Source organism: Pseudomonas sp. AL 58, assembly GCF_036348395.1.
Classification (GTDB): domain Bacteria; phylum Pseudomonadota; class Gammaproteobacteria; order Pseudomonadales; family Pseudomonadaceae; genus Aquipseudomonas; species Aquipseudomonas defluvii.
Genome location: NZ_JAZBQR010000007.1, coordinates 174,688 through 196,415, shown reverse-complemented (window position 1 = coordinate 196,415; position 21,728 = coordinate 174,688). Strand labels below are relative to the sequence as shown.

Annotated in this window: 22 protein-coding genes; 17 read left to right on the top strand and 5 right to left on the bottom strand. The window is 61.7% G+C overall.

The genetic code is table 11. The annotated features are described in order from the left end of the window. Positions 1-141 precede the first annotated feature (141 nt). The 14 genes from cobO (at position 142) to UIA24_RS11315 (ending at position 11,377) form a co-directional block, all read left to right on the top strand. A complete protein-coding gene (gene cobO, locus UIA24_RS11380) occupies positions 142-753 on the top strand; it encodes a cob(I)yrinic acid a,c-diamide adenosyltransferase (protein WP_102053271.1) in 612 nt (203 codons plus the stop codon). Beyond that, the gene (locus tag UIA24_RS11375; protein WP_099775558.1) at positions 750-2,045 is read left to right on the top strand and encodes a cobyrinate a,c-diamide synthase; all 1,296 of its coding nucleotides are present in this window, start codon (positions 750-752) and stop codon (positions 2,043-2,045) included. Before cobO ends, UIA24_RS11375 begins: the two co-directional genes overlap by 4 nt. Continuing rightward, positions 2,042-2,689 (top strand): 5,6-dimethylbenzimidazole synthase, encoded by a 648-nt coding sequence (gene bluB / locus UIA24_RS11370; protein WP_065760519.1) that lies wholly within the window; start codon positions 2,042-2,044, stop codon positions 2,687-2,689. Before UIA24_RS11375 ends, bluB begins: the two co-directional genes overlap by 4 nt. After that, positions 2,689-3,597, top strand: a complete 909-nt coding sequence (gene cbiB, locus UIA24_RS11365; protein WP_065760520.1) for an adenosylcobinamide-phosphate synthase CbiB — start codon at positions 2,689-2,691, stop codon at positions 3,595-3,597. Before bluB ends, cbiB begins: the two co-directional genes overlap by 1 nt. Continuing rightward, positions 3,590-4,582: a threonine-phosphate decarboxylase CobD gene (gene cobD, locus UIA24_RS11360; RefSeq protein WP_102053273.1), complete on the top strand. Its 993-nt coding sequence runs from the start codon at positions 3,590-3,592 to the stop codon at positions 4,580-4,582. The genes cbiB and cobD overlap by 8 nt, the downstream gene beginning before the upstream one ends. Continuing rightward, positions 4,579-6,033 (top strand): cobyric acid synthase, encoded by a 1,455-nt coding sequence (locus tag UIA24_RS11355; protein WP_065760522.1) that lies wholly within the window; start codon positions 4,579-4,581, stop codon positions 6,031-6,033. The genes cobD and UIA24_RS11355 overlap by 4 nt, the downstream gene beginning before the upstream one ends. Position 6,034: 1 nt before the next feature. Next, positions 6,035-6,556 carry a bifunctional adenosylcobinamide kinase/adenosylcobinamide-phosphate guanylyltransferase gene (gene cobU / locus UIA24_RS11350; protein ID WP_330522866.1) on the top strand — a complete coding sequence of 174 codons (522 nt, stop codon included), beginning with the start codon at positions 6,035-6,037 and terminating at the stop codon, positions 6,554-6,556. Next, positions 6,553-7,608 (top strand): nicotinate-nucleotide--dimethylbenzimidazole phosphoribosyltransferase, encoded by a 1,056-nt coding sequence (gene cobT, locus UIA24_RS11345; protein ID WP_330522865.1) that lies wholly within the window; start codon positions 6,553-6,555, stop codon positions 7,606-7,608. The genes cobU and cobT overlap by 4 nt, the downstream gene beginning before the upstream one ends. Continuing rightward, on the top strand, positions 7,605-8,174 hold the full coding sequence (gene cobC, locus UIA24_RS11340) for an alpha-ribazole phosphatase (RefSeq protein WP_099775553.1): 570 nt from the start codon (positions 7,605-7,607) through the stop codon (positions 8,172-8,174). Before cobT ends, cobC begins: the two co-directional genes overlap by 4 nt. Further along, a complete protein-coding gene (locus tag UIA24_RS11335; protein WP_102053276.1) occupies positions 8,174-8,902 on the top strand; it encodes an adenosylcobinamide-GDP ribazoletransferase in 729 nt (242 codons plus the stop codon). Before cobC ends, UIA24_RS11335 begins: the two co-directional genes overlap by 1 nt. Positions 8,903-8,988: 86 nt before the next feature. Next, on the top strand, positions 8,989-9,393 hold the full coding sequence (locus tag UIA24_RS11330) for a MarR family winged helix-turn-helix transcriptional regulator (protein ID WP_065760537.1): 405 nt from the start codon (positions 8,989-8,991) through the stop codon (positions 9,391-9,393). 62 nt (positions 9,394-9,455) lie between these two features. Then, a complete protein-coding gene (locus UIA24_RS11325) occupies positions 9,456-10,664 on the top strand; it encodes an MFS transporter (RefSeq protein WP_099775551.1) in 1,209 nt (402 codons plus the stop codon). Continuing rightward, positions 10,661-10,783 (top strand): hypothetical protein, encoded by a 123-nt coding sequence (locus UIA24_RS11320; RefSeq protein WP_256587517.1) that lies wholly within the window; start codon positions 10,661-10,663, stop codon positions 10,781-10,783. Before UIA24_RS11325 ends, UIA24_RS11320 begins: the two co-directional genes overlap by 4 nt. Positions 10,784-10,825: 42 nt before the next feature. Beyond that, positions 10,826-11,377: a glutathione peroxidase gene (locus tag UIA24_RS11315; protein ID WP_177442446.1), complete on the top strand. Its 552-nt coding sequence runs from the start codon at positions 10,826-10,828 to the stop codon at positions 11,375-11,377. A gap of 5 nt (positions 11,378-11,382) precedes the next feature. Here UIA24_RS11315 and UIA24_RS11310 read toward each other — a convergent pair whose 3' ends face one another. Continuing rightward, complete coding sequence (locus tag UIA24_RS11310; RefSeq protein WP_099775549.1) at positions 11,383-11,643, bottom strand: DUF2798 domain-containing protein; 261 nt, start codon at positions 11,641-11,643, stop codon at positions 11,383-11,385. A 111-nt stretch (positions 11,644-11,754) separates the two neighbouring features. Between UIA24_RS11310 and UIA24_RS11305 the strand changes: the two genes are divergently transcribed. Further along, positions 11,755-12,690, top strand: a complete 936-nt coding sequence (locus UIA24_RS11305) for a LysR family transcriptional regulator (protein WP_099775548.1) — start codon at positions 11,755-11,757, stop codon at positions 12,688-12,690. A gap of 72 nt (positions 12,691-12,762) precedes the next feature. Here the strand turns inward: UIA24_RS11305 and UIA24_RS11300 are convergent, their stop codons facing one another. The 3 genes from UIA24_RS11300 to UIA24_RS11290 all read right to left on the bottom strand — a co-directional run bounded on the left by UIA24_RS11300 (position 12,763) and on the right by UIA24_RS11290 (position 15,141). After that, on the bottom strand, positions 12,763-14,022 hold the full coding sequence (locus tag UIA24_RS11300) for an OmpP1/FadL family transporter (protein ID WP_065760529.1): 1,260 nt from the start codon (positions 14,020-14,022) through the stop codon (positions 12,763-12,765). Positions 14,023-14,165: 143 nt separating this feature from the next. Then, positions 14,166-14,648 (bottom strand): hypothetical protein, encoded by a 483-nt coding sequence (locus UIA24_RS11295; protein ID WP_065760530.1) that lies wholly within the window; start codon positions 14,646-14,648, stop codon positions 14,166-14,168. Between the two features lie 268 nt (positions 14,649-14,916). After that, the gene (locus UIA24_RS11290; RefSeq protein ID WP_099776760.1) at positions 14,917-15,141 is read right to left on the bottom strand and encodes a hypothetical protein; all 225 of its coding nucleotides are present in this window, start codon (positions 15,139-15,141) and stop codon (positions 14,917-14,919) included. Between the two features lie 945 nt (positions 15,142-16,086). On the opposite strand from UIA24_RS11290, the gene UIA24_RS11285 reads away from it, so the two are divergent. Then, complete coding sequence (locus UIA24_RS11285) at positions 16,087-16,515, top strand: tetratricopeptide repeat protein (RefSeq protein ID WP_065760531.1); 429 nt, start codon at positions 16,087-16,089, stop codon at positions 16,513-16,515. A 171-nt stretch (positions 16,516-16,686) separates the two neighbouring features. Continuing rightward, complete coding sequence (rmuC, locus tag UIA24_RS11280) at positions 16,687-18,075, top strand: DNA recombination protein RmuC (protein ID WP_177442445.1); 1,389 nt, start codon at positions 16,687-16,689, stop codon at positions 18,073-18,075. Here rmuC and UIA24_RS11275 read toward each other — a convergent pair. Continuing rightward, positions 18,047-21,523 (bottom strand): PAS domain-containing hybrid sensor histidine kinase/response regulator, encoded by a 3,477-nt coding sequence (locus UIA24_RS11275; protein WP_099775546.1) that lies wholly within the window; start codon positions 21,521-21,523, stop codon positions 18,047-18,049. The two genes, rmuC and UIA24_RS11275, sit on opposite strands and share 29 nt — an antisense overlap. Positions 21,524-21,728 lie beyond the last annotated feature (205 nt).

Here is a 21,728-nt window from a genome sequence, read left to right as displayed (position 1 = left end):
CAGCCCTGCGCGTTTTTCGTGTGCTTTGTCCATTCATCTGTCGCGCCGCCCAGTGGCCTTTCCAAACCCCAGCCCGTGCCGGTCGTCGTTGCTGACGATGGCCTGTGGTGCCCGGCCGACAGTTGCCTGCGGAGACTAGCGATGACTGAATCCACCGAGCGTGACGAACGCCACTTGGCGCGCATGCTGCGTAAAAAAGCGGTGATCGACGAGCGTATTGCCAATTCCCCGAACGAGTGCGGCTTGCTGCTGGTATTGAGCGGCAATGGCAAGGGCAAGAGCAGTTCGGCGTTCGGCATGCTTGCCCGCGCCATGGGCCACGGCATGCAGTGCGGCGTGGTGCAGTTCATCAAGGGCCGCAATAGCACCGGAGAAGAACTGTTCTTCCGGCGTTTTCCCGAGCAGGTGCGTTATCACGTGATGGGCGAGGGGTTTACCTGGGAAACCCAGGACCGGCAGCGTGACATTGCCGCGGCTGAAGCCGCCTGGGTGGTGACGCGCGAGTTGCTGCAGGATCCGACCATCAGCCTGGTGGTGCTCGATGAACTGAACATCGCACTCAAACATGGCTACCTCGACCTGGATCAGGTGCTCACCGACCTGCAGGCCCGGCCACCGATGCAGCATGTGATCGTTACCGGTCGCGGTGCCAAGCCGGAGCTGATCGAACTGGCCGATACCGTCACTGAGATGGGCATGATCAAGCATGCGTTTCAGGCCGGTATTCGTGCCCAGAAAGGCGTCGAGCTATGAGTGAAACCCGGCATTGCCCGGCAGTATTGATTGCGGCGCCGGCGTCCGGTCAGGGCAAGACCACGGTCACTGCGGCGCTGGCGCGGCTGCACCGCAACCAGGGTCGCAAGGTGCGGGTGTTCAAATGTGGCCCGGACTTTCTCGATCCGATGATCCTTGAGCGTGCAAGCGGCGCCCCGGTCTACCAGCTGGACCTGTGGATGATTGGCGCCGAGCAGAGCCGACGCTTGCTGTGGGAAGCAGCGGCTGAAGCCGACGTGATTCTCATCGAGGGCGTCATGGGCCTGTTTGACGGTACGCCATCCAGTGCCGATCTGGCTCGGCACTTTGGTGTGCCGGTGCTGGCGGTGATCGACGGTACAGCCATGGCGCAAACCTTCGGTGCGCTGGCGTTGGGCCTGGCACGCTATCAGCCAGACCTGCCATTTGCTGGCGTACTGGCCAACCGCGTCGGTTCATTGCGCCACGCACAACTGCTGGAGGGTAGCCTCACCGAGGGGCTGCGCTGGTATGGCGGCCTGTCACGGGAAACCGCCATCGAGTTGCCAAGCCGTCACCTGGGGCTGGTTCAGGCCAGTGAACTGAACGACCTCGACCTTCGCCTTGATGCGGCCGCCGCGGCGCTGGGGGGAAGTTGCGAATCGGCGTTGCCACCAAGCGTGGCATTTTCAGCCCCCCAACCGCACACGGTTGAGCCTTTGTTGGCCGGTGTCCGCATCGCAGTGGCCCGTGATGAGGCGTTTGCCTTTACCTATGGCGCCAACCTCGATGTGCTCCGCGACATGGGCGCGCAACTGAGCTTTTTCTCGCCGCTGCATGACGAACAGTTACCGGAGGCCGACAGCCTCTATTTGCCGGGCGGCTACCCCGAACTGCACCATCAGGCCCTGGCGGCCAACAGGCCCATGCTGACGGCCATTCGCACCCATCATCAATTGGGCAAGCCGCTGCTGGCCGAGTGCGGTGGCATGCTCTACCTGCTGGATGCCCTCACTGATGTGGCGGGTGAGCGTGCCGAGTTGCTCGGCCTGTTGCCCGGTGAAGCCGTCATGCAAAAGCGCTTGGCCGCGCTGGCGTTGCAAGCGGTGGCATTGCCGGAAGGCACCTTGCGCGGGCACACCTACCACCATTCGTTGACCCAGACCGAGTTGACCCCGATTGCTCGCGGGCAGAGCCCCAATGGTGGGCGTGGAGCCGAAGCGGTCTATCGCTGTGGGCGGCTGACCGCCTCCTATGTGCATTTCTATTTTCCTTCCAACCCCCACGCGTCGGCGGCGCTACTGGCACCATGAGCGAACACGATTTCAGCGCGGACGAGCGGGCGGCGGTGTACCGCGTGATTGCCGAGCGCCGTGACATGCGTCACTTCATCGGCGGCAAGGTGGCACCTGAGCTTCTGGCGCGCCTGCTTCAGGCTGCGCACCAGGCCCCCAGCGTTGGCTTGATGCAACCCTGGCGCTTTATCCGTATTACTGACCGCAGCTTGCGTCAGCGTATCCAGGTGGTCGTGGAGCAGGAGCGGGTGCGCACGGCCGAAGCGCTTGGCGAGCGTGCCGACGACTTCATGAAACTCAAGGTCGAAGGCATCAGCGACTGTGCCGAGGTGTTGGTGGCGGCATTGATGGATAAGCGCGAGGGGCATATTTTCGGTCGCCGTACGCTGCCGGAAATGGACCTGGCGTCACTCTCCTGCGCTATCCAGAACCTCTGGTTGGCGGCGCGGGCCGAAGGGCTGGGGATGGGCTGGGTATCGTTGTTCGAGCCACAGGCACTGGCGGATTTGCTGGGGATGCCCGAAGGGGCCAAGCCATTGGCCGTGCTCTGCCTGGGGCCGGTGGCGGCATTTTATCCTGCGCCAATGCTTGAACTGGAAGGCTGGACCAAGGCGCGTCCGCTCGATGACATGCTGTATGAAAACCATTGGGGAGAGCGTTGATGAGTGTGGCTTTGCTGAGCGTGGCCGGTGTGGCGCTGGATGCGCTGCTGGGTGAGCCAAAGCGTCGCCATCCGCTGGTCGCTTTCGGGCGCTTCGCCTCGCGCCTGGAACAGCGTTTCAATGCGGGTGGGCGTGGCTGGCGCAGCCATGGTGTCACGGCCTGGTTTCTTGCTGTGGTACCACTGACCCTGGCGGCTACGCTGTTGTCCTGGTTGCCCTACATCGGATGGGGGGTGGAGATCCTCGCCCTCTATTGTGCCTTGGGGCTGCGCAGTCTCGGCGAGCATGTCATGCCAGTGGCCGATGCCTTGCGCCAAGGCAACCTTGACGAGGCACGGCGTCGGGTCGGTTTTCTGGTCAGTCGCGAGACCCGTGAGCTGGACGAGACGGCCGTCGCCCGGGCGGCTACCGAGTCGGTGTTGGAAAATGGCAGCGATGCCGTGTTTGCCGCCTTGTTCTGGTTTGTCGTCGCCGGTGCGCCGGGAGTGGTGCTCTATCGGCTGAGCAACACCCTGGATGCCATGTGGGGCTATCGCAACGAGCGTTTTGAGCGCTTCGGTTGGGCGGCGGCGCGCATTGACGATGTACTCAATTATATTCCTGCGCGGTTGGTGGCCCTGACCTATGCCGTGCTGGGCAAGACTCGCCTGGCCTTGCGCTGCTGGCGTCGCCAGGCGCCGCAATGGGACAGCCCGAACGCCGGGCCGGTGATGGCATCCGGGGCCGGCGCGCTGGGTGTCGAGTTGGGTGGCGCGGCGGTCTACCATGGCGAACTGCATGAGCGAGCTCAGTTGGGCGAGGGCCCTGCAGCCGATGCCGACGCTATCGAGCGTGGCTGGCAACTGGTGTGCCGTGGTGTCTGGTTGTGGTTGCTGGTGTTGTGCCTGGGAGCAGAATTCTATGCTTGAACACGGAGGGCGCCTGCAGCGGGCGATCCAGCAGTACGGTATTGCTCAGGAGTGCTGGCTTGACCTGTCCAGTGGCATCGCGCCCTGGCCATTCAGTGTCCCGCCGATTCCGTTGCGGGCCTGGGCACGGCTGCCGGAGACCGACGATGGCTTGGAGCAGGCTGCCGCCGAATACTATGGCGTCAAGCGCCTGCTGCCGGTCGCGGGTTCCCAGGCGGCTATTCAGGCGCTGCCGCGCCTGCGGCGTACTGGCAAGGTCGGCGTGCTGTCGCCGTGTTACGCCGAACATGCCGAGGGCTGGCGGCGTGCCGGGCACCGGGTGCGTGAGCTGGACGAGACGCAGATCGAACACTACCTCGACAGCCTTGATGTACTGGTGGTGGTCAACCCCAACAACCCGACCGGACGCGTCGTGTCACCAGAGCAACTGCTGAACTGGCATGCGCGCCTGGCCCAGCATGGTGGCTGGTTGCTGGTTGACGAGGCGTTCATGGACAACACCCCCGCGCAGAGCATTGCGGCTTACGCGGATCGCCCCGGCCTGATTGTGTTGCGTTCGTTCGGCAAGTTCTTCGGGCTTGCCGGGGTGCGTTTGGGGTTTGTCGTGGCCGAGCGGCAAATGCTGCAACTGCTGGCTGAGCAGCTCGGGCCGTGGGCGGTCAGTGGGCCAACCCGTGTGCTGGGGCAGGCCTGCCTGCAGGACCGGGCCGCTCATCAATTGCAGATCAAGCGTTGTGCCGATGCGAGCCGGCGCCTGGCCCTTTTGCTGGAGGCGGTCGGCTTGCCGCCCAGTGGTGGCTGTGACCTGTTCCAGTACCTGGTGACTGAGCGGGCGGCCCACATCCATGAGTTCATGGCACGACGCGGTATTTTGCTGCGCGTGTTCGAGCAACCGGCCAGCTTGCGGTTTGGTTTGCCCGATACGGAAGACGATTGGCAGCGCTTGAGCCTCGCGTTGAATGACTACTGCAAGGAGCAGCCATGACGACCCTGATGGTGCAAGGCACCACCTCGGATGCTGGCAAGAGCACCCTGGTGACCGCGTTATGCCGCTGGCTGGTACGCCAGGGGGTTGGCGTCGTACCGTTCAAGCCGCAGAACATGGCGCTCAACAGCGCGGTAACCGCCGACGGTGGCGAGATTGGTCGAGCCCAGGCTGTACAGGCCCAGGCTGCAGGCCTGGCGCCGCACACCGACATGAACCCGGTGCTGCTCAAACCGAACAGTGATACCGGTGCCCAGGTCATCGTCCATGGGCGTGCTGTCACCAACATGAACGCCGTGGCGTATCACGACTACAAGGCCATCGCCATGCAGGCGGTGTTGGCATCGCATCGGCGGCTCAGCGAGACGTATCCCGTGGTGATGGTCGAGGGGGCGGGCTCGCCGGCGGAAATCAACCTGCGTGCCGGCGATATTGCCAATATGGGCTTTGCCGAGGCGGTGGATTGCCCGGTGATCCTGATCGCCGACATCAACCGGGGTGGGGTATTTGCGCACCTGGTCGGCACCCTGGAACTGCTGTCGCCAACGGAGCAGGCGCGAGTCAAAGGCTTTGTGATCAACCGTTTTCGTGGTGACATCGCCCTGCTTCAGCCTGGCCTCGATTGGCTGGAAGCGCGCACCGGCAAGCCGGTGTTGGGTGTGTTGCCCTATGTGATGGACCTGCACCTGGAGGCCGAGGACGGTCTCGATCAGCGTCAGGGCGACAAGGTCGCGCAGGTACTCAAGGTGATTGTCCCGGTGTTGCCGCGTATCAGTAACCACACCGATTTCGACCCGTTGCGCCTGCACCCGCAGGTTGACCTGCAGTTCATCGGCCCCGGCCAGGCGATTCCGCCTGCCGACCTGATTATCCTGCCGGGCTCCAAGAGCGTGCGCGGCGACCTGGCGCAATTGCGTGAGCGTGGCTGGGAAGCGGCTATCGCGCGTCATTTGCGCTACGGCGGGAAAGTGTTGGGCATCTGTGGCGGCTTGCAGATGCTCGGTCAGCGGGTGGACGACCCGCTGGGCCTGGAAGGTACCGCCGGTTCCAGCCCGGGCCTGGGCTTGCTGGACTTTGTCACCGAACTGGAAGCTGAGAAGCAGTTGCGCAATGTCGCCGGTCAGTTGTCGCTGGAAGCCGCGGCGATCAGCGGCTACGAAATCCATGCCGGGGTCAGCCGTGGCCCTGCTCTGGAGCAGCCCGCCGTGTACTTGAGCGATGGTCGCCATGACGGTGCGATCAGTGCCGACGGGCAGATCCTCTGTACCTACCTGCACGGCTTGTTCGAGTCGCCCGCTTCCTGCAGCGCACTGTTGCGCTGGGCAGGCTTGGACGACGTTGAACAGGTCGACTATCACGCCCTGCGTGAATTGGACATCGAGCGCCTGGCCGACCTGGTCGACAGGCATCTGGATACCTCTCGGTTACGACAATTGTGTGGGCTTGACTGACATGCTCAATCTGATCCTCGGTGGTGCCCGCTCTGGCAAGAGCCGCCTGGCTGAACAGCAGGCGCAGCACAGCGCCTTGCCGGTGACCTACATTGCCACCAGCGAGCCGCTGGATGGCGAAATGAATGCTCGGGTGCAACTGCACCGCGAGCGTCGGCCTGCTGAATGGGGGCTGATTGAAGAGCCTCTGGCACTGGCCCGAACCTTGATCGACAACGCAGCGCCCGGGCGTTGTCTGTTGGTGGACTGCCTGACCCTCTGGCTGACCAACCTACTCATGCTTGAAGACACGCAGCGCTTGAACGATGAGCGCAACGCGTTGCTTGACTGTCTGCCCAACCTGCCGGGCGAGATCATTCTGGTGAGTAATGAGACCGGCCTGGGCGTTGTGCCCATGGGCGAACTGACCCGCCGTTATGTCGATGAAGCCGGCTGGCTGCATCAAGCCATTGCCGAGCGCTGTCAGCGTGTGGTGCTGACTGTTGCCGGCTTGCCCCTCATTTTGAAAGGACCTGCACTATGAGTCAGAACTGGTGGCAGAACCCCTGCCAGGCACCGGATGAAGCGATCCACCAGCAAGCACTGGAACGACAGCAACAATTGACCAAACCGGCGGGTTCGCTGGGCCGTCTGGAGGCATTTGCGGTGCAGTTGGCCAGCCTGCAAGGGCGGCTCAAGCCTGACTTGGCAAAGGTCTGGATCACGATCTTCGCGGGGGATCATGGCGTTGTCGCGGAAGGCATCTCTGCGTATCCGCAGGCCGTCACTGCCCAAATGTTGCAGAACTTCGTCAGCGGTGGTGCGGCGATCAGCGTTCTGGCGCGCCAGCTGGACGCGCGTCTGGAGGTGGTCGACCTCGGTACAGCCACCCTGCAAGACGACTTGCCGGGCGTGCGACATGTGCGTATTGGCGCGGGGACTGCCAACTTCGCCAAGGCGCCGGCGATGACGCTTGAGCAGGGCTTGCAGGCCTTGCAGGCTGGGCGTGAAAGCGTTTTGCGGGCTGCTGCGAACGGCGCGCAGTTGTTTATTGGCGGTGAAATGGGCATTGGCAACACCACCGCCGCGAGTGCCCTGGCATGTGCGTTGCTCGGGTGTGCGGCCAGCGACCTCAGCGGCCCAGGAACTGGTCTGGATGCGGCAGGTGTGCGGCACAAGGCCGAAGTGATTGAGCGGGCCCTGAAACAGCATGCCGTTTCCGGTGATGACCCTCTGCAGGTTCTGCTTTGCTTCGGCGGTTTTGAGATCGCCGCGTTGGTGGGTGCTTACCTGGCCTGCGCTCAGGAAGGTATCGCCGTGCTGGTCGATGGATTCATCTGCACAGTCGCCGCATTGCTGGCGGTTCGTCTGAACCCGCAGGCACACTGCTGGCTGCTGTTCGGGCACCGTGGTGCCGAGCCAGGTCATCGCCTGGTATTGGCGCAGCTGGATGCCGAACCGGTGCTGGAGCTCGGTTTGCGGTTGGGAGAGGGCAGTGGTGCTGCGTTGGCGGTGCCGCTGCTGCGTCTTGCCTGTGAGCTGCATGGGCAGATGGCGACCTTTGTCGAGGCCGCCGTTGCGGATCGTCCGGCATGATCATTGACCTGCTGCGTCATGGCGAAACCGAACAGGGGGGCGGCTTGCGTGGCAGCCTTGATGACGCCCTGACAGATCAGGGATGGGCACAGATGCGCGCGGCGACCGCCAGCCGCGCACCGTGGCAACGGCTGATCAGTTCGCCACTGCAGCGTTGTGCACGCTTTGCCGAGGCCCTGTCCGGGCAACTGGGCGTGCCATGTGAGCTGGAGCCAGAGTTGCAGGAGCTGCACTTTGGTGAGTGGGAGGGGCGCAGCGCGGCTGCGTTGATGGAAACCCATGCGCAGGAACTGGGTCAGTTCTGGGCTGATCCCTATGCGTTTACCCCACCCGGTGGCGAGCCGGTTGCAGGGTTTGAGGCCCGAGTGCTGCGTGCCTTGGCGCGCTTGCAGCAGCGATATCTGGGCGAGCACCTGTTGCTGGTCACCCACGGTGGGGTGATGCGGCTGTTGCTGGCGCGTGCCAGAGGGTTACCACGTGAGCAGTTGTTGCAGGTCGAGGTCGGGCACGGGGCGCTGGTGCGACTGGTGCTGGATGCCGATGGACAATGGCAAGAGGCCCGCTGATGTTGCCCTTCTGGATTGCCTTGCAGTTCCTCAGCAGCCTGCCTGTGCGTCTGCCGGGCATGCCGGCTGCCGAGCAGATGGGGCGTTCGTTGCTGTTCTACCCCGTGGTGGGGCTATTGTTCGGCGTGCTGCTGTGGGCCTTTGACAGCCTGCTGGCCGCAAGCCCGTTGCTGCTGCATGCTGCGCTGCTGCTGACGCTCTGGGTGTTGCTCAGTGGCGCGTTGCATCTGGACGGGTTGGCTGACAGTGCTGACGCCTGGCTGGGTGGCTTTGGTGATCGTGAACGAACCCTGACGATCATGAAAGACCCGCGCAGCGGGCCAATTGCCGTGGTTACCCTGGTTCTGGTGTTGTTGTTGAAGTTCACGGCGTTGCTGGCGCTGGTTCAGGCCGGGCAGAGCATGGCGTTGCTGCTGGCGCCTCTGATCGGGCGTGCGGCCATGCTTGGGTTGTTCCTCTGTACGCCTTATGTACGCGCTGGCGGGCTGGGTCAGGCTTTGGCCGAGCACCTGCCGCGGCGCAGCGGTCACATAGTCTTGGTGCTCAGTGGCGTGGCCTGTGTGCTACTCGCTGGCTGGCAAGGCGTGCAGGCACTGTTGCTGGCATGTGTTGTGTTCTTTTGGCTGCGCAGCCTGATGGTGCGCCGATTGGGCGGCACCACGGGTGACACGGCTGGCGCCTTGCTGGAGCTGCTTGAGTTGGCGGTACTGGTCGGCTTGGCGTTGTAGCGATTGCCGCCTGCCGTTGGCCTGTGATCGCGCGATGTTCTGCGTTAATGCTTGTGTTGAAGCCGATGCGGGTATATACACGTACCATGTTGACCAGCCAATGCCTCTGTACCCACTTGCGTCGCGCTGCCCGAGGGGTGAGCCGCCGTTATGACGAAGCCCTTGAAGGCTTCGGCATCAATGTTGCCCAATTTTCCTTGTTGCGGCACTTGCAGCGCCTCGACCGTCCGAGCATCTCCAGCCTGGCCGAAGCCATGGGCCTGGACCGCAGCACCTTGGGGCGCAACCTGCGGGTGCTGGAGGCCGATGGCCTGGTGGCGCTGGCTGAGGGTGATGACTTGCGTAATCGCCTGGTACTGCTCACCGAGCAGGGCAAGGCGCGGCTGTCGGCTGCTGAGCCTGCCTGGGAGCAGGCGCAGTTGAAGATGCTGGCGGCGTTGGGCGAAGCGCAGCGTGACGAACTGGTGCGCTTGCTGAAGCAATTGGCGTGAAACATGACCCTAAACGCGGGTATATACCCGCGTAACCTTGCGGCAGTCAGGAGACAATAATAATGACCACGGTATGGCGAACGAGCGGCTGGATACTCTTGGGCGCAGCCCTGATTTTGGCGTTATCGCTCGGTGTGCGACACGGTTTTGGCCTGTTTCTGGCGCCAATGAGCGCCGAGTTCGGCTGGGGGCGCGAGGTGTTTGCCTTTGCCATCGCCCTGCAGAACCTCATCTGGGGCCTGGCGCAGCCCTTTGCCGGCGCCCTGGCTGACCGCCTGGGCGCCGCTCGAGTAGTGATTATCGGCGGGGTTCTGTATGCCGTCGGCCTGCTCATGATGGGGATGGCCGATTCGCCCCTGTCGTTATCACTCAGCGCTGGTCTGTTGATTGGCATTGGCCTGTCAGGCACCTCGTTCTCAGTGATCCTTGGGGTCGTGGGCCGTGCGGTACCCGCAGAGAAGCGCAGTGTGGCCATGGGTATTGCCAGTGCTGCTGGCTCGTTTGGCCAGTTTGCGATGCTGCCAGGAACGCTGAGCCTGATTGGCTGGCTCGGTTGGTCAGCGGCATTGCTGGTACTGGGGCTGCTGGTCGCATTGATCGTGCCGCTGGTGGGCATGCTGCGCGACCGTCCATTGCCGAGCCACGCAGATGAGCAGACCTTGAGCGAAGCCTTGCGCGAGGCCTGTTCGCACTCAGGGTTCTGGCTGTTGGCGCTGGGCTTCTTTGTCTGCGGTTTTCAGGTGGTGTTTATCGGGGTGCACTTGCCGGCGTACCTGGTTGACCAGCACCTGCCTGCCACCATCGGCACTACGGTGCTGGCGCTGGTTGGCCTGTTCAATATTTTCGGTACCTACACGGCCGGCTGGCTTGGTGGCCGGATGTCCAAGCCGCGCCTGCTGACGGCACTCTACCTGTTGCGTGCCGTCGTGATTGTGCTGTTCATCTGGGTGCCCGTATCGGCCGTCAGTGCCTATTTGTTTGGTATCGCCATGGGCTTGCTCTGGCTGTCCACGGTGCCCTTGACCAATGGCACCGTCGCCACCTTGTTCGGTGTGCGTAACCTGTCGATGCTGGGTGGGATTGTCTTCCTGTTCCACCAGTTGGGTGCGTTTCTGGGGGGCTGGCTGGGCGGTGTGGTGTATGACCGTACGGGGAATTATGACCTGGTCTGGCAGATCTCGATCCTGCTCAGCCTATTGGCTGCGGCGCTCAACTGGCCTGTGCGCGAACGTCCGGTTGCGCGGCTGCAAGCGCAAGTGGGGGCGGCGTGAGCCCCCAGGCGTTGCGCTGGCTTGCGCTGGCAGGCGGCCTGTTGGTGCTTGGGCTTGCCTGGTGGGGCTGGCATCAGGGCGGGTTGGCGTTGATGCAATTGGGCATGGGCGCTTGCTAGGCGTATTCTGAACCCTCGGACTGCATTCACAGGAGAGGCATGATGCGTACACGCTGGTTGTGGATTCCGTTGTTAACGCTTGTTTCCGGGGCATCGGCTGTTGCCGGCCAATGCCCTGAACTGTTGCGAGGTGAGCTGCCCAAGTTGCGCGCCAAGGAGCAGATCAACCTGTGTGAACAGTTTGCCGGCAAGCCGCTGGTGGTGGTCAATACCGCCAGCTACTGCGGCTTTGCGCCACAGTTTGAAGGCCTTGAGGCGATTTACCAGGCCTATCACGAGCAAGGCCTGGAAATGCTCGGGGTGCCGTCCAATGACTTCAAGCAGGAAGCTGCCAGCAGTGTCGAGACGGCCAAGGTCTGTTATGCCAACTACGGCGTCACCTTCACCATGACCGAACCGCAGGCCGTACGTGGCGACGATGCTACGCACCTGTTCCAGGAGCTGGCACGCCAGAGCAGTGCGCCGAAGTGGAACTTCTATAAATATGTTGTGGACCGTCAGGGTAAGGTCGTCGCCAGTTTCTCCAGCCTGACCAAGCCGGATGACCCGCAATTCAAGGCGGCCATCGACAAGGCCATCGCTTCACAGCCCTGAGGGTCTCAGTGCGGAGCATGAACCGTCAGGGCTACCAACTTGATCACGATCGGGCGTACCACCAGTACGCAGGCGAATGCGACCGGCATTGCCAGTTGGTAGGCCTTGAGCACATGGCCGAGGTAGTCGTCATGAATACCGCTGTTGGCGGCGGTAATGACGAAGCACATCAGCAGGGCCATGATGCCTGACATGTAGAACGCAAATACATAAGGGGTGGCGCGCACGCCGAGCTTCAGGCGGCGGGTGGTGTTGACTGGGTTCATGGTGGCTCCTTGTGGGGGATGGATGGCAGCCTAACAAGCCTGAACAGCGTGAGGTAGACGCCTTCTGCTTAGGTCTTTATAAAGAAAAAATTACGAATAGCGGACGCAAGCATGAACCTGTTGGGCTCCATCAAGAGCTTTATCAAAGTGGTCGAGGCCGGCAGCATCGCAGCAGGGGCTCGTGCCTTGGGGCTCAGTGCTGCAGCGGTCAGCCAGAACATTGCGCGGCTGGAGAAGCACTTGCAGGTGCGCCTGTTGTCGCGCACCACACGCAGTATGGCGTTGACCGCAGCCGGAAGTGTTTATTACGAGAAGGTCAAACACATCGAGCGTGACCTTGAGCATGCTCAGGTGGCGATTACTGCGCCGGATGCCGAGCCGCACGGGCGTTTGTGTATCGCCTCATCCTCAGCCTTTGCCCGCCATGTGCTAGCCCGCCTGATTCCCGCGTTCAGTGCCCGTTATCCCAGGCTTTCGATAGAGATTGTCACCAGCGACAGGCGCGTCAACCATGCCCAGGAAGGGGTGGATGTCAGTGTTCGCATCACCCCACAACTGGAAGACGGCCTGCTCGCGCGGCATATCGCTCGGGTGCCCTTCATCTGTTGTGCGTCACCGGCGTACCTGGCGGAGGTCGGGTGGCCAAGTGCACCGGAAGAGCTCAAGCAGCACCGTTGCCTGGTATTCCGCTATCCGGTCGAGGGGCGCTTCCTGCCTTGGGGTTTTGTGCGTGAGGGGCTGCGCTTTGATGCCGAGTTCGGCAACGTGTTGATCAGTGACGATATTGATGTGCTGGCGCAGATGGCGGCGCAAGGAGGCGGCATCACACGTTTAGCCGAGTTTGTGGCGCGTCCCTACCTGGCGCGTGGCGAGTTGGTGCCGTTGTTCAAATATTCTCAAGCGAGCCGGGCCTACGCGCAGACCGAGCCGATGGACGTCTACCTGTGCGTAGCCGACCGCTTTGCCTTGACGCCCAAGGTCCGTGCCTTCATGGACTATGTGCAGCAGGCCCTGGAAGACTACCGGGTGCCGGCAGGGCAGGCCTAGAAACACAAACGCCCCGAACTCGTCGGGGCGTTTGTTTTGCACGGGCGGCAGAAGCCCGCCGCGCGCATGACATCAGAAGCGGTAGGTGAGCGATGCACCCACGCCGTGTGCGCTGTTCTCGTACTTGGCGTTGTAGGTGCCTTTGGTTGGGTTGTTCAAGTTGATATTGACGTCCTCCTCCCACAGGTAGGAGTAAGCCACGTCGATGGTCATGTCGTCGTTCGGGCTCCAGCCGGCGCCCAGGCTGAACACTTTGCGGTCGCCGGTCGGGATGCGCGGCGAGCGGTCGGTGTTGTTGGTTGGCGACTGGTCGACGGTAAAGCCGGTTCGCAGTGTCCACTCCTTGTTCAGCTTGTACGCAGCACCAATGGCGTATGCCCAGGTGTCGTGCCAGTTCTGCTCTTCGGTGATGGTTCCGAAGCGAGCGGTCAGCGGCGCAGGAACATCGCTGTTAATGATGATGGATTCAAGGCGGCTCCAGCGAGTCCAGGTGCTACCGGCGTAGAGGGTCCACTGATCGTTCAGCTCATGGGTGAGCGAGAAGTCGAGTGATTCTGGTGTCTTGATCTTCAGTTCGGCGTCGTATTTGTTGCCGCTGAAAGGGCCAATCAAGGCATTGTTGATCTTGGTGTCGCCTTCAAGCTTGTAATCGACCATCGAGTGGTAGGTCAGGCCGAGGCGCGTGTTGTCGGTAGCCTGAACCAGGACACCGATGTTGTAGCCGACGGCGGTGTCGTCGCCCTTGACCTTGACTTCACCATCGTTGCTGCCCGGCGTGAACGGGTTGACCGTGTTGGAGCTCAGCTCGCCTTTGATCTTGTTGATCGTCGGGCCGAAACCGATAGAAACCTTGTCGTTGAACGCATAGCTGACGGTTGGCTGGAAGGTGATGACTTCCACGTAGCTTTTCTTGCCGTAGTAGCGGCTGGCAGCGGTGCTTTCGTAGTCAGTCACCAGGCCGAACGGTACGTAGACGCCGAAGCCGACACTCCAGTGCTCGTCGATTGGCTTGACGTAGTACCCCATGGGTACGCCAACCACCGGCACCATATCGCCGTCGCTGGTGCCGCCCAGGTTGCTACGGCCGTCGATATCGGACTTGGCGATGACAGCGGCGCCGCCAACGGTCACTTGTTCGCGCTTGAGGCGCGACATGCCGGCAGGGTTACCGAATACGGTGCTGGCATCATCGGCAGAAGAAGAGCGACCCGCAAAGCCGGTTCCCATGCTGCTGATGCTTTGTTCGTTAAGAGCAAAGCCGCTGGCGAACAGTTGAGTGGACGCGAGCGTGACAGCGAGACCTAGCGACGTTTTGAGTATTGCTTTTTTCATTATTAGAACTCCTTGGGATCACCGGCTCGCAAACTACCAACATTTTGTCCGTCGCGCTATAGGGCATATCCCGGGAGATAGCGCGCTTTTGTAGGACAATCTGACCAAAATTCCTTTTTTTGCGTTTCGATGGCAAGGGGTTCTCAGCAGGCTTGAAGGTGTACCGGGTCGATGCACAGGTGCCATGCCTGGGTGAAGTCGCGCAGGCGGCCCTGGGGCTGGAAGATCTGGCGCCAGATACGTGCCAGGCCCAGTAGGTCATCGGCGTCTGGCAATTGTGGGCGTTGTTCTTCGATCAACATCCAGGCGATAGCGGTGGCATAGCGTAAGTTGACTGTCAGTTCCAGGTGAGGTCCGGCGAGGAATGCATGCTGGCTGGCAAGGCCGCGGATCAGGCTGGCCAGTTCGGGGTCGCGGGCGAGGAAGCGGTCCCAGAGCGATTGGTGGCGCGGCTCGGAAATTCGATACAGGCCGTGGCCGCGACGATCGTGAAGGGCGTCGCCAAGCCTGGATTGGCTGGCCGCTATGCCCAGTAACAGTGCCTCTGCGCTGGCGCAATGGCGATTCAGATAGAGCAGCGTGGGGCGGATCACGTGCTGGCTTAACTCGCTCGCGGCGATACCCATAATGCCCTCGCACTTGAAAGTGGCCGGCGGAGCGCTGGTGCTTGGCAGCTGGTGAATCGGTCAGGCCCGCCGGAAGCGGTCTGTACCGCTTGAGTTGAAGTGTAGTGTCATATTCGTGGTGTAAAGGGCTGTTTTTAAATCGTTTCTGGTGCCTGGTTATAGCGCATATGCACTTGGGTGCTTAGCGGGTGATCGTTGGTGTATGCGCAGCGAGCAAAAAAAAGCCCCGCTGCAAGGGCGGGGCTTGGGGGTATTGCGTAACGTCGGGTTACGCAACCAGCGACTGGCGTGCGCGGTCGATGACCGCTTGCAGCGGTTTGGCGCCGGTGTACTGGTCTGGGTACAGTCGCTCGGTGTGTTGAGCGATACCGTGTTCATTGACCAGGGTGAAGCTGAAGCTGCCCTTGCGTGAAGCAAGGATCAAGCAGTTCAGGGGGGCAAATGCCTGGCTTAGGGTGCGAATCGCAGCCTGAGTATGGGTGCTATGTTTCATCATTATTGGAAGTTCCTGCAAAAGACACGGCAACGGAGCCGTGTACGCTTTAAACGTTCCAGTAACGCCTGGCTTTAGGCCGGTGCGAAGAACCTGACTGGAACAGGGCAGCCAGTTTGGAGCGCATTATCATGTGGCGCTTGGGCTGACTGGTAGGTACTCAGAGGGCAGGCAACACGCCAGAGTCAAGGTTCTTGGACGCTGGGTGAGAGAAATACTGCTCAATCTGCAGGTTGGTTCATGCGAACAAAGAGACTTGTGTGCAAACCATCAGGTGGCCGGTCCTGGTTTCAGCAGCGCGCGCTATCGTTTGAGATGAGCATCGCCTGCAAGGACCGCTTTGGCCAGAATTGAATTTCAGCTTGGTACTAACGGTGGCAAGACTACCGTGCCGGCTTCGGTTTGGCAAGCGCTATTGGTTTGTTTCTGGCGAGCCGGCCAGTATCTCTGCTTTTGGGCCTCCTGTGAAGCCTCTGTGCCAGGCGTTGTGCCAAATCCGTGCAGGGGGTCGCCTTTCTTTAGGGCGGTTGTACACACATGGAGCACGCACTGTCGCAGCGATGCAACAGGTGTTCGGTGGCCGGCCAATGACTCGCTCTCAGGGACAAGTCAATGAAAAAAAACACTTTTTTTAGCTGGTGAAAAAATCGACAGTTTGACTGAAGCCCACATTCTATGGGGCTTTGCGGGGTGTGAAGGGGGGTTGTCCACCGAGTTATCCACAGCTTCTGTGGATTGTCCCGAGCGCTTGCTCTAGGACGGGCGTTCCAGCTTTTTGCTTGCTGTCTGACAATCCGGGGTGGTGGTGGTTTGTGTGAAATGTCCCTGTGAAAGCGTCAAGAAAAAATGTGCCGAACGGACGAAAAAAACTGTCGAGTCCGGTTGAGCCATTACTGAAGAAAAGGAGTAGAGTGGCGCGCCTCTCGAGTTACCTCCATCGTTTTTATGAAGTTTCGCAGTAAAGTCCCCGCGTCCAGCCTTGTCCAAATGCCGCTTCCCGAACCACGGCGCCTGTCGCTGAAGGTTGCCCTGTGGTTGCTCGACAGCCCGCGTCTGGGTGATAACCGCAACATCAAGCACATTGCGGGTCGTCTGCTCAAACAGCCCGCTCGCCAAGGCGTAGTGGTTGCTCAAAGTCGCTTGGGGCAAATGCTCTGCCGCGATTGTGGTAATGCCCGCGACCGACGAATCGGTCATGAACTTTTGCGCCAGGCCGCCCGTGCCGGTGATCGCCGTGCTCAGTTGGAATATGGCCGACTCTGCGCCCAGCCTCAGTTCAACGCGCCTGAGCAGGCCCGTCACTGGCTGGAGCAGGCCGCAGGCCAGGGCTCGCAGGAGGCCGCACGCCTGCTCAAGCAATTGCTCGAGCGCTAGATACAGCGCGCTGTCCGGGGCTGTTAAGCTGGGGCAGTTTTTCCTTGGGAGATAGCTATGGCGGTGGATCTGACCAGTATTTTGCTGGGCGTATTGGCGGCTGCGTTGCCCTGTTTGGGCCTGGTCCTGCAGTTGCAGCGTCGTTTGGCTGCTCGTCAGGCTGAAAGTGCGCTGCTTGAGGAGCGGCTGGGCAATGCTCAGCTGGCTCAAGAGGGCTTGGTTGCGCAGTTGGATGCCTGCCGTGATGAGGTCAGTGACCTGGGGCAGGCCAATGCCGCCAAGCAGGCGACTCTGGCCGCACAGGCACGCGAGCTCGAACTGCTGCAGATCGAACGTGACAACGCCAGCGATGCCGCTCATGCCTGGCAACTTGAGCGCGCCGCCAAGGAGGCTGAGCTACGCCGGCTGGATGCCCACTGTGCCGCGCTGGCTGCCGAGCTGCGTGAGCAGCAGGACAGCCATCAGCAGCGCCTGCAGGACTTGCAGGGCTCGCGTGATGAACTGCGCGCCCAGTTTGCCGAGATGGCCACGAAGATCTTCGACGAGCGTGAGCAGCGTTTCGCACAGACCAGCCAGCAGCACCTGGGGCAACTGCTCGACCCGCTCAAGGAGCGAATCCAGGCCTTTGAGAAGCGTGTTGAAGACAGCTACCAACAGGAGGCCCGCGAGCGCTTTTCCCTGGCAAAAGAGCTGGAGCGTTTGCAGCAGTTGAACCTGCGCCTGAGTGACGAAGCTACCAACCTGACGCAGGCGCTCAAGGGGCAGAAAACCCAGGGTAACTGGGGCGAGTTGATTCTTGAACGGGTACTTGAGCACGCAGGGTTGGAAAAAGGGCGTGAGTACCAGACCCAGGTCAGCCTCAAGAGTGCTGACGGCGAGCGTTTCCAGCCCGATGTGTTGATCATGTTGCCGGGCGACAAACAAGTGGTCGTCGACTCCAAGGTCAGCCTCACGGCCTACCAGCAATATGTGGCAGCGGCTGACAACGAGATCGCTCAAGCGGCGCTCAAGCAGCATGTGCTGTCCTTGCGCAACCACGTCAAAGGGTTATCCGGTAAGGATTACAACCGCCTTGAGGGGTTGCACAGTCTCGACTTTGTGCTGTTGTTCGTCCCCATTGAAGCGGCGTTTTCGGCGGCGCTGCAGGCTGAACCCAATTTGTTCCAGGAAGCCTTTGATCGGCAGATCGTGATCGTCAGCCCGACCACCTTGCTGGCGACCCTGCGCGTAATCGACAGCCTCTGGAAGCAGGAGCGGCAAAGCCAGAACGCACGGGAAATTGCCGAGCGTGCAGGCTGGCTCTACGACAAGTTTGTGCTGTTCATCCAGGACCTGGACGAGCTCGGTAGTCGTCTGCAGCAGGTCGACAAGGCGTATGCGGCGGCGCGCAACAAGCTGTGCGAGGGGCGCGGCAACCTGATCAGTCGCAGCGAGCAGCTCAAGCTGCTCGGTGCCCGGGCCAGCAAGAGCCTGCCCGCCGACCTGCTTGAACGGGCACTGAGCGACAACGATGGCCTGGCTGCCGAGGTGCTTACTGGACCAGGCTCAGATGTCGATTGAGCAAGGCGCGCAACGCTGCCGGCTTGACCGGCTTGGCCAGGTAGTCGAGGCCGGCGGCATGCACTTGGGCAACCATTTCGCTCCGACCGTCGGCACTGATCACCACGCCCGGTACCGGTTCGCCGAGGCGTGTACGTAACCAGGCCATCAGTTCGGTACCGGTTTCGCCATCATCCAGGTGGTAGTCCACCAGTGCCAAGTGCGGGCGCAGCCCTTTGGTCAGCAGTGCCTCGCATTCGTCGCGGTTGCGCGCAGTCCAGACCTGGCAACCCCAGCGGCTGAGCAGGCTGTTCATGCCGATGAGGATGCTGTCCTCGTTGTCGACACACAGCACCTGCATCCCCGCCAGGGGTTGTCCGGCTTGTTCGGCAACAGGCGCGGGTGGTGCGACTGGCGTCGTGGCCAGTGGTACGCAGACCCGAAATACGCTGCCTTTGCCGGGCCATGAGTGCACTTGCAGCGGATGGCCTAATACGCGGCAGAGACCGTCAGCGATCGCCAAGCCCAGGCCGAGGCCTTTTTCTGCGCGGGTCTGGTGGCTGTCCAGGCGTTTGAATTCCTCGAAAATCACCTGCAGCTTGTCGTTGGCGATGCCCGGGCCGCGGTCCCAGACTTCCAGCCACAGGTTGTCCTGGCTACGCCTTACGCCAAGCAGGATCGGGCTCTTGCCGTAGCGGAAGGCGTTGGTCAGGAAATTCTGCAGAATCCGCCGCAGCAGTTTCATGTCGCTTTGCACCCGTAAACGACTACTGCGCACGCGGAAGTCCAGGCCCTGTTCCCGGGCCAGTACCTTGAACTCGGCGCCCAGGGTATCGAACAACTCGTTCAGGGCGAACGGCTTGGCGTCGGGGGTGATCTTGCCGTTTTCCAGGCGGGAGATGTCCAGCAAGTCGCTGATCAATTCTTCGGCGGAGCGCAGCGAACTGTCCAGATGCTGAACCAGTTGCTGTGCCTCGGTGGACAGCCCGTCGCCTTGGTGGGAGAGCGCGGCGGAGAACAGCCGGGCGGCGTTCAGTGGCTGCATCAGGTCGTGGCTGACCGCCGCGAGGAAACGGGTCTTGGACTGGTTGGCGGCTTCGGCGTGGCTTTTCGCTTCGGTCAGGGCCAGGTTCAGTTGCGACAGTTCGTGGGTTCGCGCAGCAACCCGCTGCTCGAGGCCCTCGTTGGCATCCTTCAGGGCTTGTTCGGCTTCGCGGAACGGCGTGATGTCGGTAAAACTCATGACGAACCCGCCACCCGGCATCGGGTTGCCGATCAGTTCGATGACCCGGCCATTTGGGAACAAGCGCTCGGACGTGTGGGCGCGGCCCTGGCGCATCCAGTGCAGGCGTCGGGCAACATGGACCTGAGCCTCGCCGGGGCCGCACAGGCCGCGTTCGGCGTTGTAGCGAATGATGTCGGCAATTGGTCGGCCGACACTGATCAAGCCGTCCGGGTAATTGAACAGTTCCAGATAACGGCGGTTCCAGGCCACCAGGCGCAGTGACTGGTCGACCACACTGATGCCCTGGCTGATGTTTTCGATGGCGCCCTGCAAGAGTGCCCGGTTGAACTGCAGCACCTCGGAAGCCTCGTCGGCGATACGCACGACATCTTCGAGTTGCATGTCGCGGCCTTCGATGGCCGCCTTGACCACGGCCCGGGTCGAAGAGGTTCCGAGCACGCCTGCGAGCAGTCGTTCGGTATGCTCGATCCAGTCACCGTCGGCGTTCTGATTAGGGTTGAAGCCCTTGCCCTGGCGGTAGGCGAAGCGGATGAAACTTTGGCGCGCACGCTCTTCGCCGACAAACCGTGCTGCCAGGTTCAGCAGGTCGTTGATCTGTACCGCCAGCAGCGAGCGGTTGCTCGGGCGGGCGTTGGTTTCCTGGCCGATGAAGCGGCCTGCCTGCCAGTGCTCCGATACCCGTGTGCGGGAGAGGATCGACACCCAGGCGAACAGGGTGAAGTTACCGGCCAGCGACAACACCACACCCTGCGTCAGCGGGGTTATCGGCAGGTTCAGTGGGTTGCTGTGCAGCCACGCCAAGCCAGGCAGCAGGTTGAGCGACCAGCCGAGGCTGTGAGCGGCGATGGGCAGAACCAGGGTGTAGAACCAGATGAAAATACCGGCTGCAAGGCCGGCAAAAACGCCACGGCGGTTGGCCTGTTTCCAGTACAGCGCACCAAACATGGCTGGGGTCAGTTGGGTGATGGCGGCAAAAGCAATCTGGCCGATGGTTGCCAGGCTTGCCGTGGAACCGAGCAGGCGGTAGCTGACATAGGCCAGCAGCAGGATCGCAACGATCGATACCCGGCGAACCGAGAGCATCCAGTGGCGGAATACTTCAAAGGGGCGCTCGGCGTTGTTACGCCGTAGCAGCCACGGCAGCAGCATGTCGTTGGAGACCATGGTCGACAGCGCCACGCTGGCGACGATCACCATGCCGGTAGCCGCCGATGCGCCACCGATAAATGCCAGCAACGCCAGGGCCGGGTGGGCTTCGGCCAGCGGCAGGCTGATCACGAATGAGTCGGGGATGACCGAGTCGGGCAGCATCATCTGCCCGGCCAGGGCTATCGGGACTACGAACAGTGCGGCGAGGATCAGGTAGGCCGGAAAAACCCAGCGCGCCAGGCGCAGGTCCTGAGGGTCGATGTTTTCCACCACGGTGACATGGAACTGCCGCGGCAGGCAGATGATCGCCATCATTGCCACACCGGTCTGGACCACCATCGACGGCCAATTGATGGTTTCCTGCCAGTAGGTTTCCAGGCGGGGCGCCAATCGTGCCTGGCTGAACAGGTCGTCGAAGCCGTCATACAGGTTGAAGGTGACGAAGGCGCCGACGGCGAGAAACGCCAGCAGTTTGACCAGCGACTCAAAGGCAATGGCCAGCACCATGCCACGGTGGTGTTCGGTGACATCCAGGCTGCGAGTACCGAAGACGATGGTGAACAGTGCCAGCACCAGCGAGACCACCAGGGCGGTGTCCTGCACTCGGCTGCCAGTGGCGTCGGCGCCTGCGCCTATCAGCAGGTTGACCCCCAATACGATGCCTTTGAGTTGCAAGGCGATGTACGGCAGCACACCCACCAGGCAGATCAGTGCGACCACCACGGCCAGTGCCTGCGACTTGCCGTAACGGGCGGCGATGAAGTCGGCAATCGAGGTGATGTTTTCCTGCTTGCTGATCAGCACCATCTTCTGCAGCACCCAGGGTGCAAACAGCATCAGCAGCACCGGGCCGAGGTAGATAGGCAGGAATGCCCAGAGTTGTTCGGCGGCCTGGCCGACCGAACCGAAGAATGTCCAACTGCTGCAGTACACGGCCAGCGAAAGGCTGTACACCCAGGCACGCAGGCGCGGGGGCAGCGGCTTGCTGCGGCGGTCGCCGTAGAAAGCGATGGCGAACATGATGGCCATATAGGCCAGGGCGACCAAGGCGATCAGCCCACTGGACAGCGACATGACAACTCCGAAGAAAAGGGGGAGTACACCTCCAGCCTAACGGTATACCTCGATCTATCAGTCTGGCATGCCGTTCGTGCTTAGTCAGTGCCGACCATGGTAGCAGTGGCGCAGCGTCGCAGGGGCATCACGGAGGGTCATCCATTGCACCGTGATCAGCAGCCGATTGAAGGCCATCGCAATGCCGGGGTCTGAAGCACACCAC

Excerpts from the sequence above, each read along its gene's own strand:
- cobO (WP_102053271.1), top strand. The coding sequence starts at position 142 with ATGACTGAATCCACCGAGCGTGACGAACGCCACTTGGCGCGCATGCTG.
- UIA24_RS11375 (WP_099775558.1), top strand. The coding sequence starts at position 750 with ATGAGTGAAACCCGGCATTGCCCGGCAGTATTGATTGCGGCGCCGGCG.
- bluB (WP_065760519.1), top strand. The coding sequence starts at position 2,042 with ATGAGCGAACACGATTTCAGCGCGGACGAGCGGGCGGCGGTGTACCGC.
- cbiB (WP_065760520.1), top strand. The coding sequence starts at position 2,689 with ATGAGTGTGGCTTTGCTGAGCGTGGCCGGTGTGGCGCTGGATGCGCTG.
- cobD (WP_102053273.1), top strand. The coding sequence starts at position 3,590 with ATGCTTGAACACGGAGGGCGCCTGCAGCGGGCGATCCAGCAGTACGGT.
- UIA24_RS11355 (WP_065760522.1), top strand. The coding sequence starts at position 4,579 with ATGACGACCCTGATGGTGCAAGGCACCACCTCGGATGCTGGCAAGAGC.
- cobU (WP_330522866.1), top strand. The coding sequence starts at position 6,035 with ATGCTCAATCTGATCCTCGGTGGTGCCCGCTCTGGCAAGAGCCGCCTG.
- cobT (WP_330522865.1), top strand. The coding sequence starts at position 6,553 with ATGAGTCAGAACTGGTGGCAGAACCCCTGCCAGGCACCGGATGAAGCG.
- cobC (WP_099775553.1), top strand. The coding sequence starts at position 7,605 with ATGATCATTGACCTGCTGCGTCATGGCGAAACCGAACAGGGGGGCGGC.
- UIA24_RS11335 (WP_102053276.1), top strand. The coding sequence starts at position 8,174 with ATGTTGCCCTTCTGGATTGCCTTGCAGTTCCTCAGCAGCCTGCCTGTG.
- UIA24_RS11330 (WP_065760537.1), top strand. The coding sequence starts at position 8,989 with ATGTTGACCAGCCAATGCCTCTGTACCCACTTGCGTCGCGCTGCCCGA.
- UIA24_RS11325 (WP_099775551.1), top strand. The coding sequence starts at position 9,456 with ATGACCACGGTATGGCGAACGAGCGGCTGGATACTCTTGGGCGCAGCC.
- UIA24_RS11315 (WP_177442446.1), top strand. The coding sequence starts at position 10,826 with ATGCGTACACGCTGGTTGTGGATTCCGTTGTTAACGCTTGTTTCCGGG.
- UIA24_RS11310 (WP_099775549.1), bottom strand. The coding sequence starts at position 11,643 with ATGAACCCAGTCAACACCACCCGCCGCCTGAAGCTCGGCGTGCGCGCC.
- UIA24_RS11305 (WP_099775548.1), top strand. The coding sequence starts at position 11,755 with ATGAACCTGTTGGGCTCCATCAAGAGCTTTATCAAAGTGGTCGAGGCC.
- UIA24_RS11300 (WP_065760529.1), bottom strand. The coding sequence starts at position 14,022 with ATGAAAAAAGCAATACTCAAAACGTCGCTAGGTCTCGCTGTCACGCTC.
- UIA24_RS11295 (WP_065760530.1), bottom strand. The coding sequence starts at position 14,648 with ATGGGTATCGCCGCGAGCGAGTTAAGCCAGCACGTGATCCGCCCCACG.
- UIA24_RS11290 (WP_099776760.1), bottom strand. The coding sequence starts at position 15,141 with ATGAAACATAGCACCCATACTCAGGCTGCGATTCGCACCCTAAGCCAG.
- UIA24_RS11285 (WP_065760531.1), top strand. The coding sequence starts at position 16,087 with ATGAAGTTTCGCAGTAAAGTCCCCGCGTCCAGCCTTGTCCAAATGCCG.
- UIA24_RS11275 (WP_099775546.1), bottom strand. The coding sequence starts at position 21,523 with ATGTCGCTGTCCAGTGGGCTGATCGCCTTGGTCGCCCTGGCCTATATG.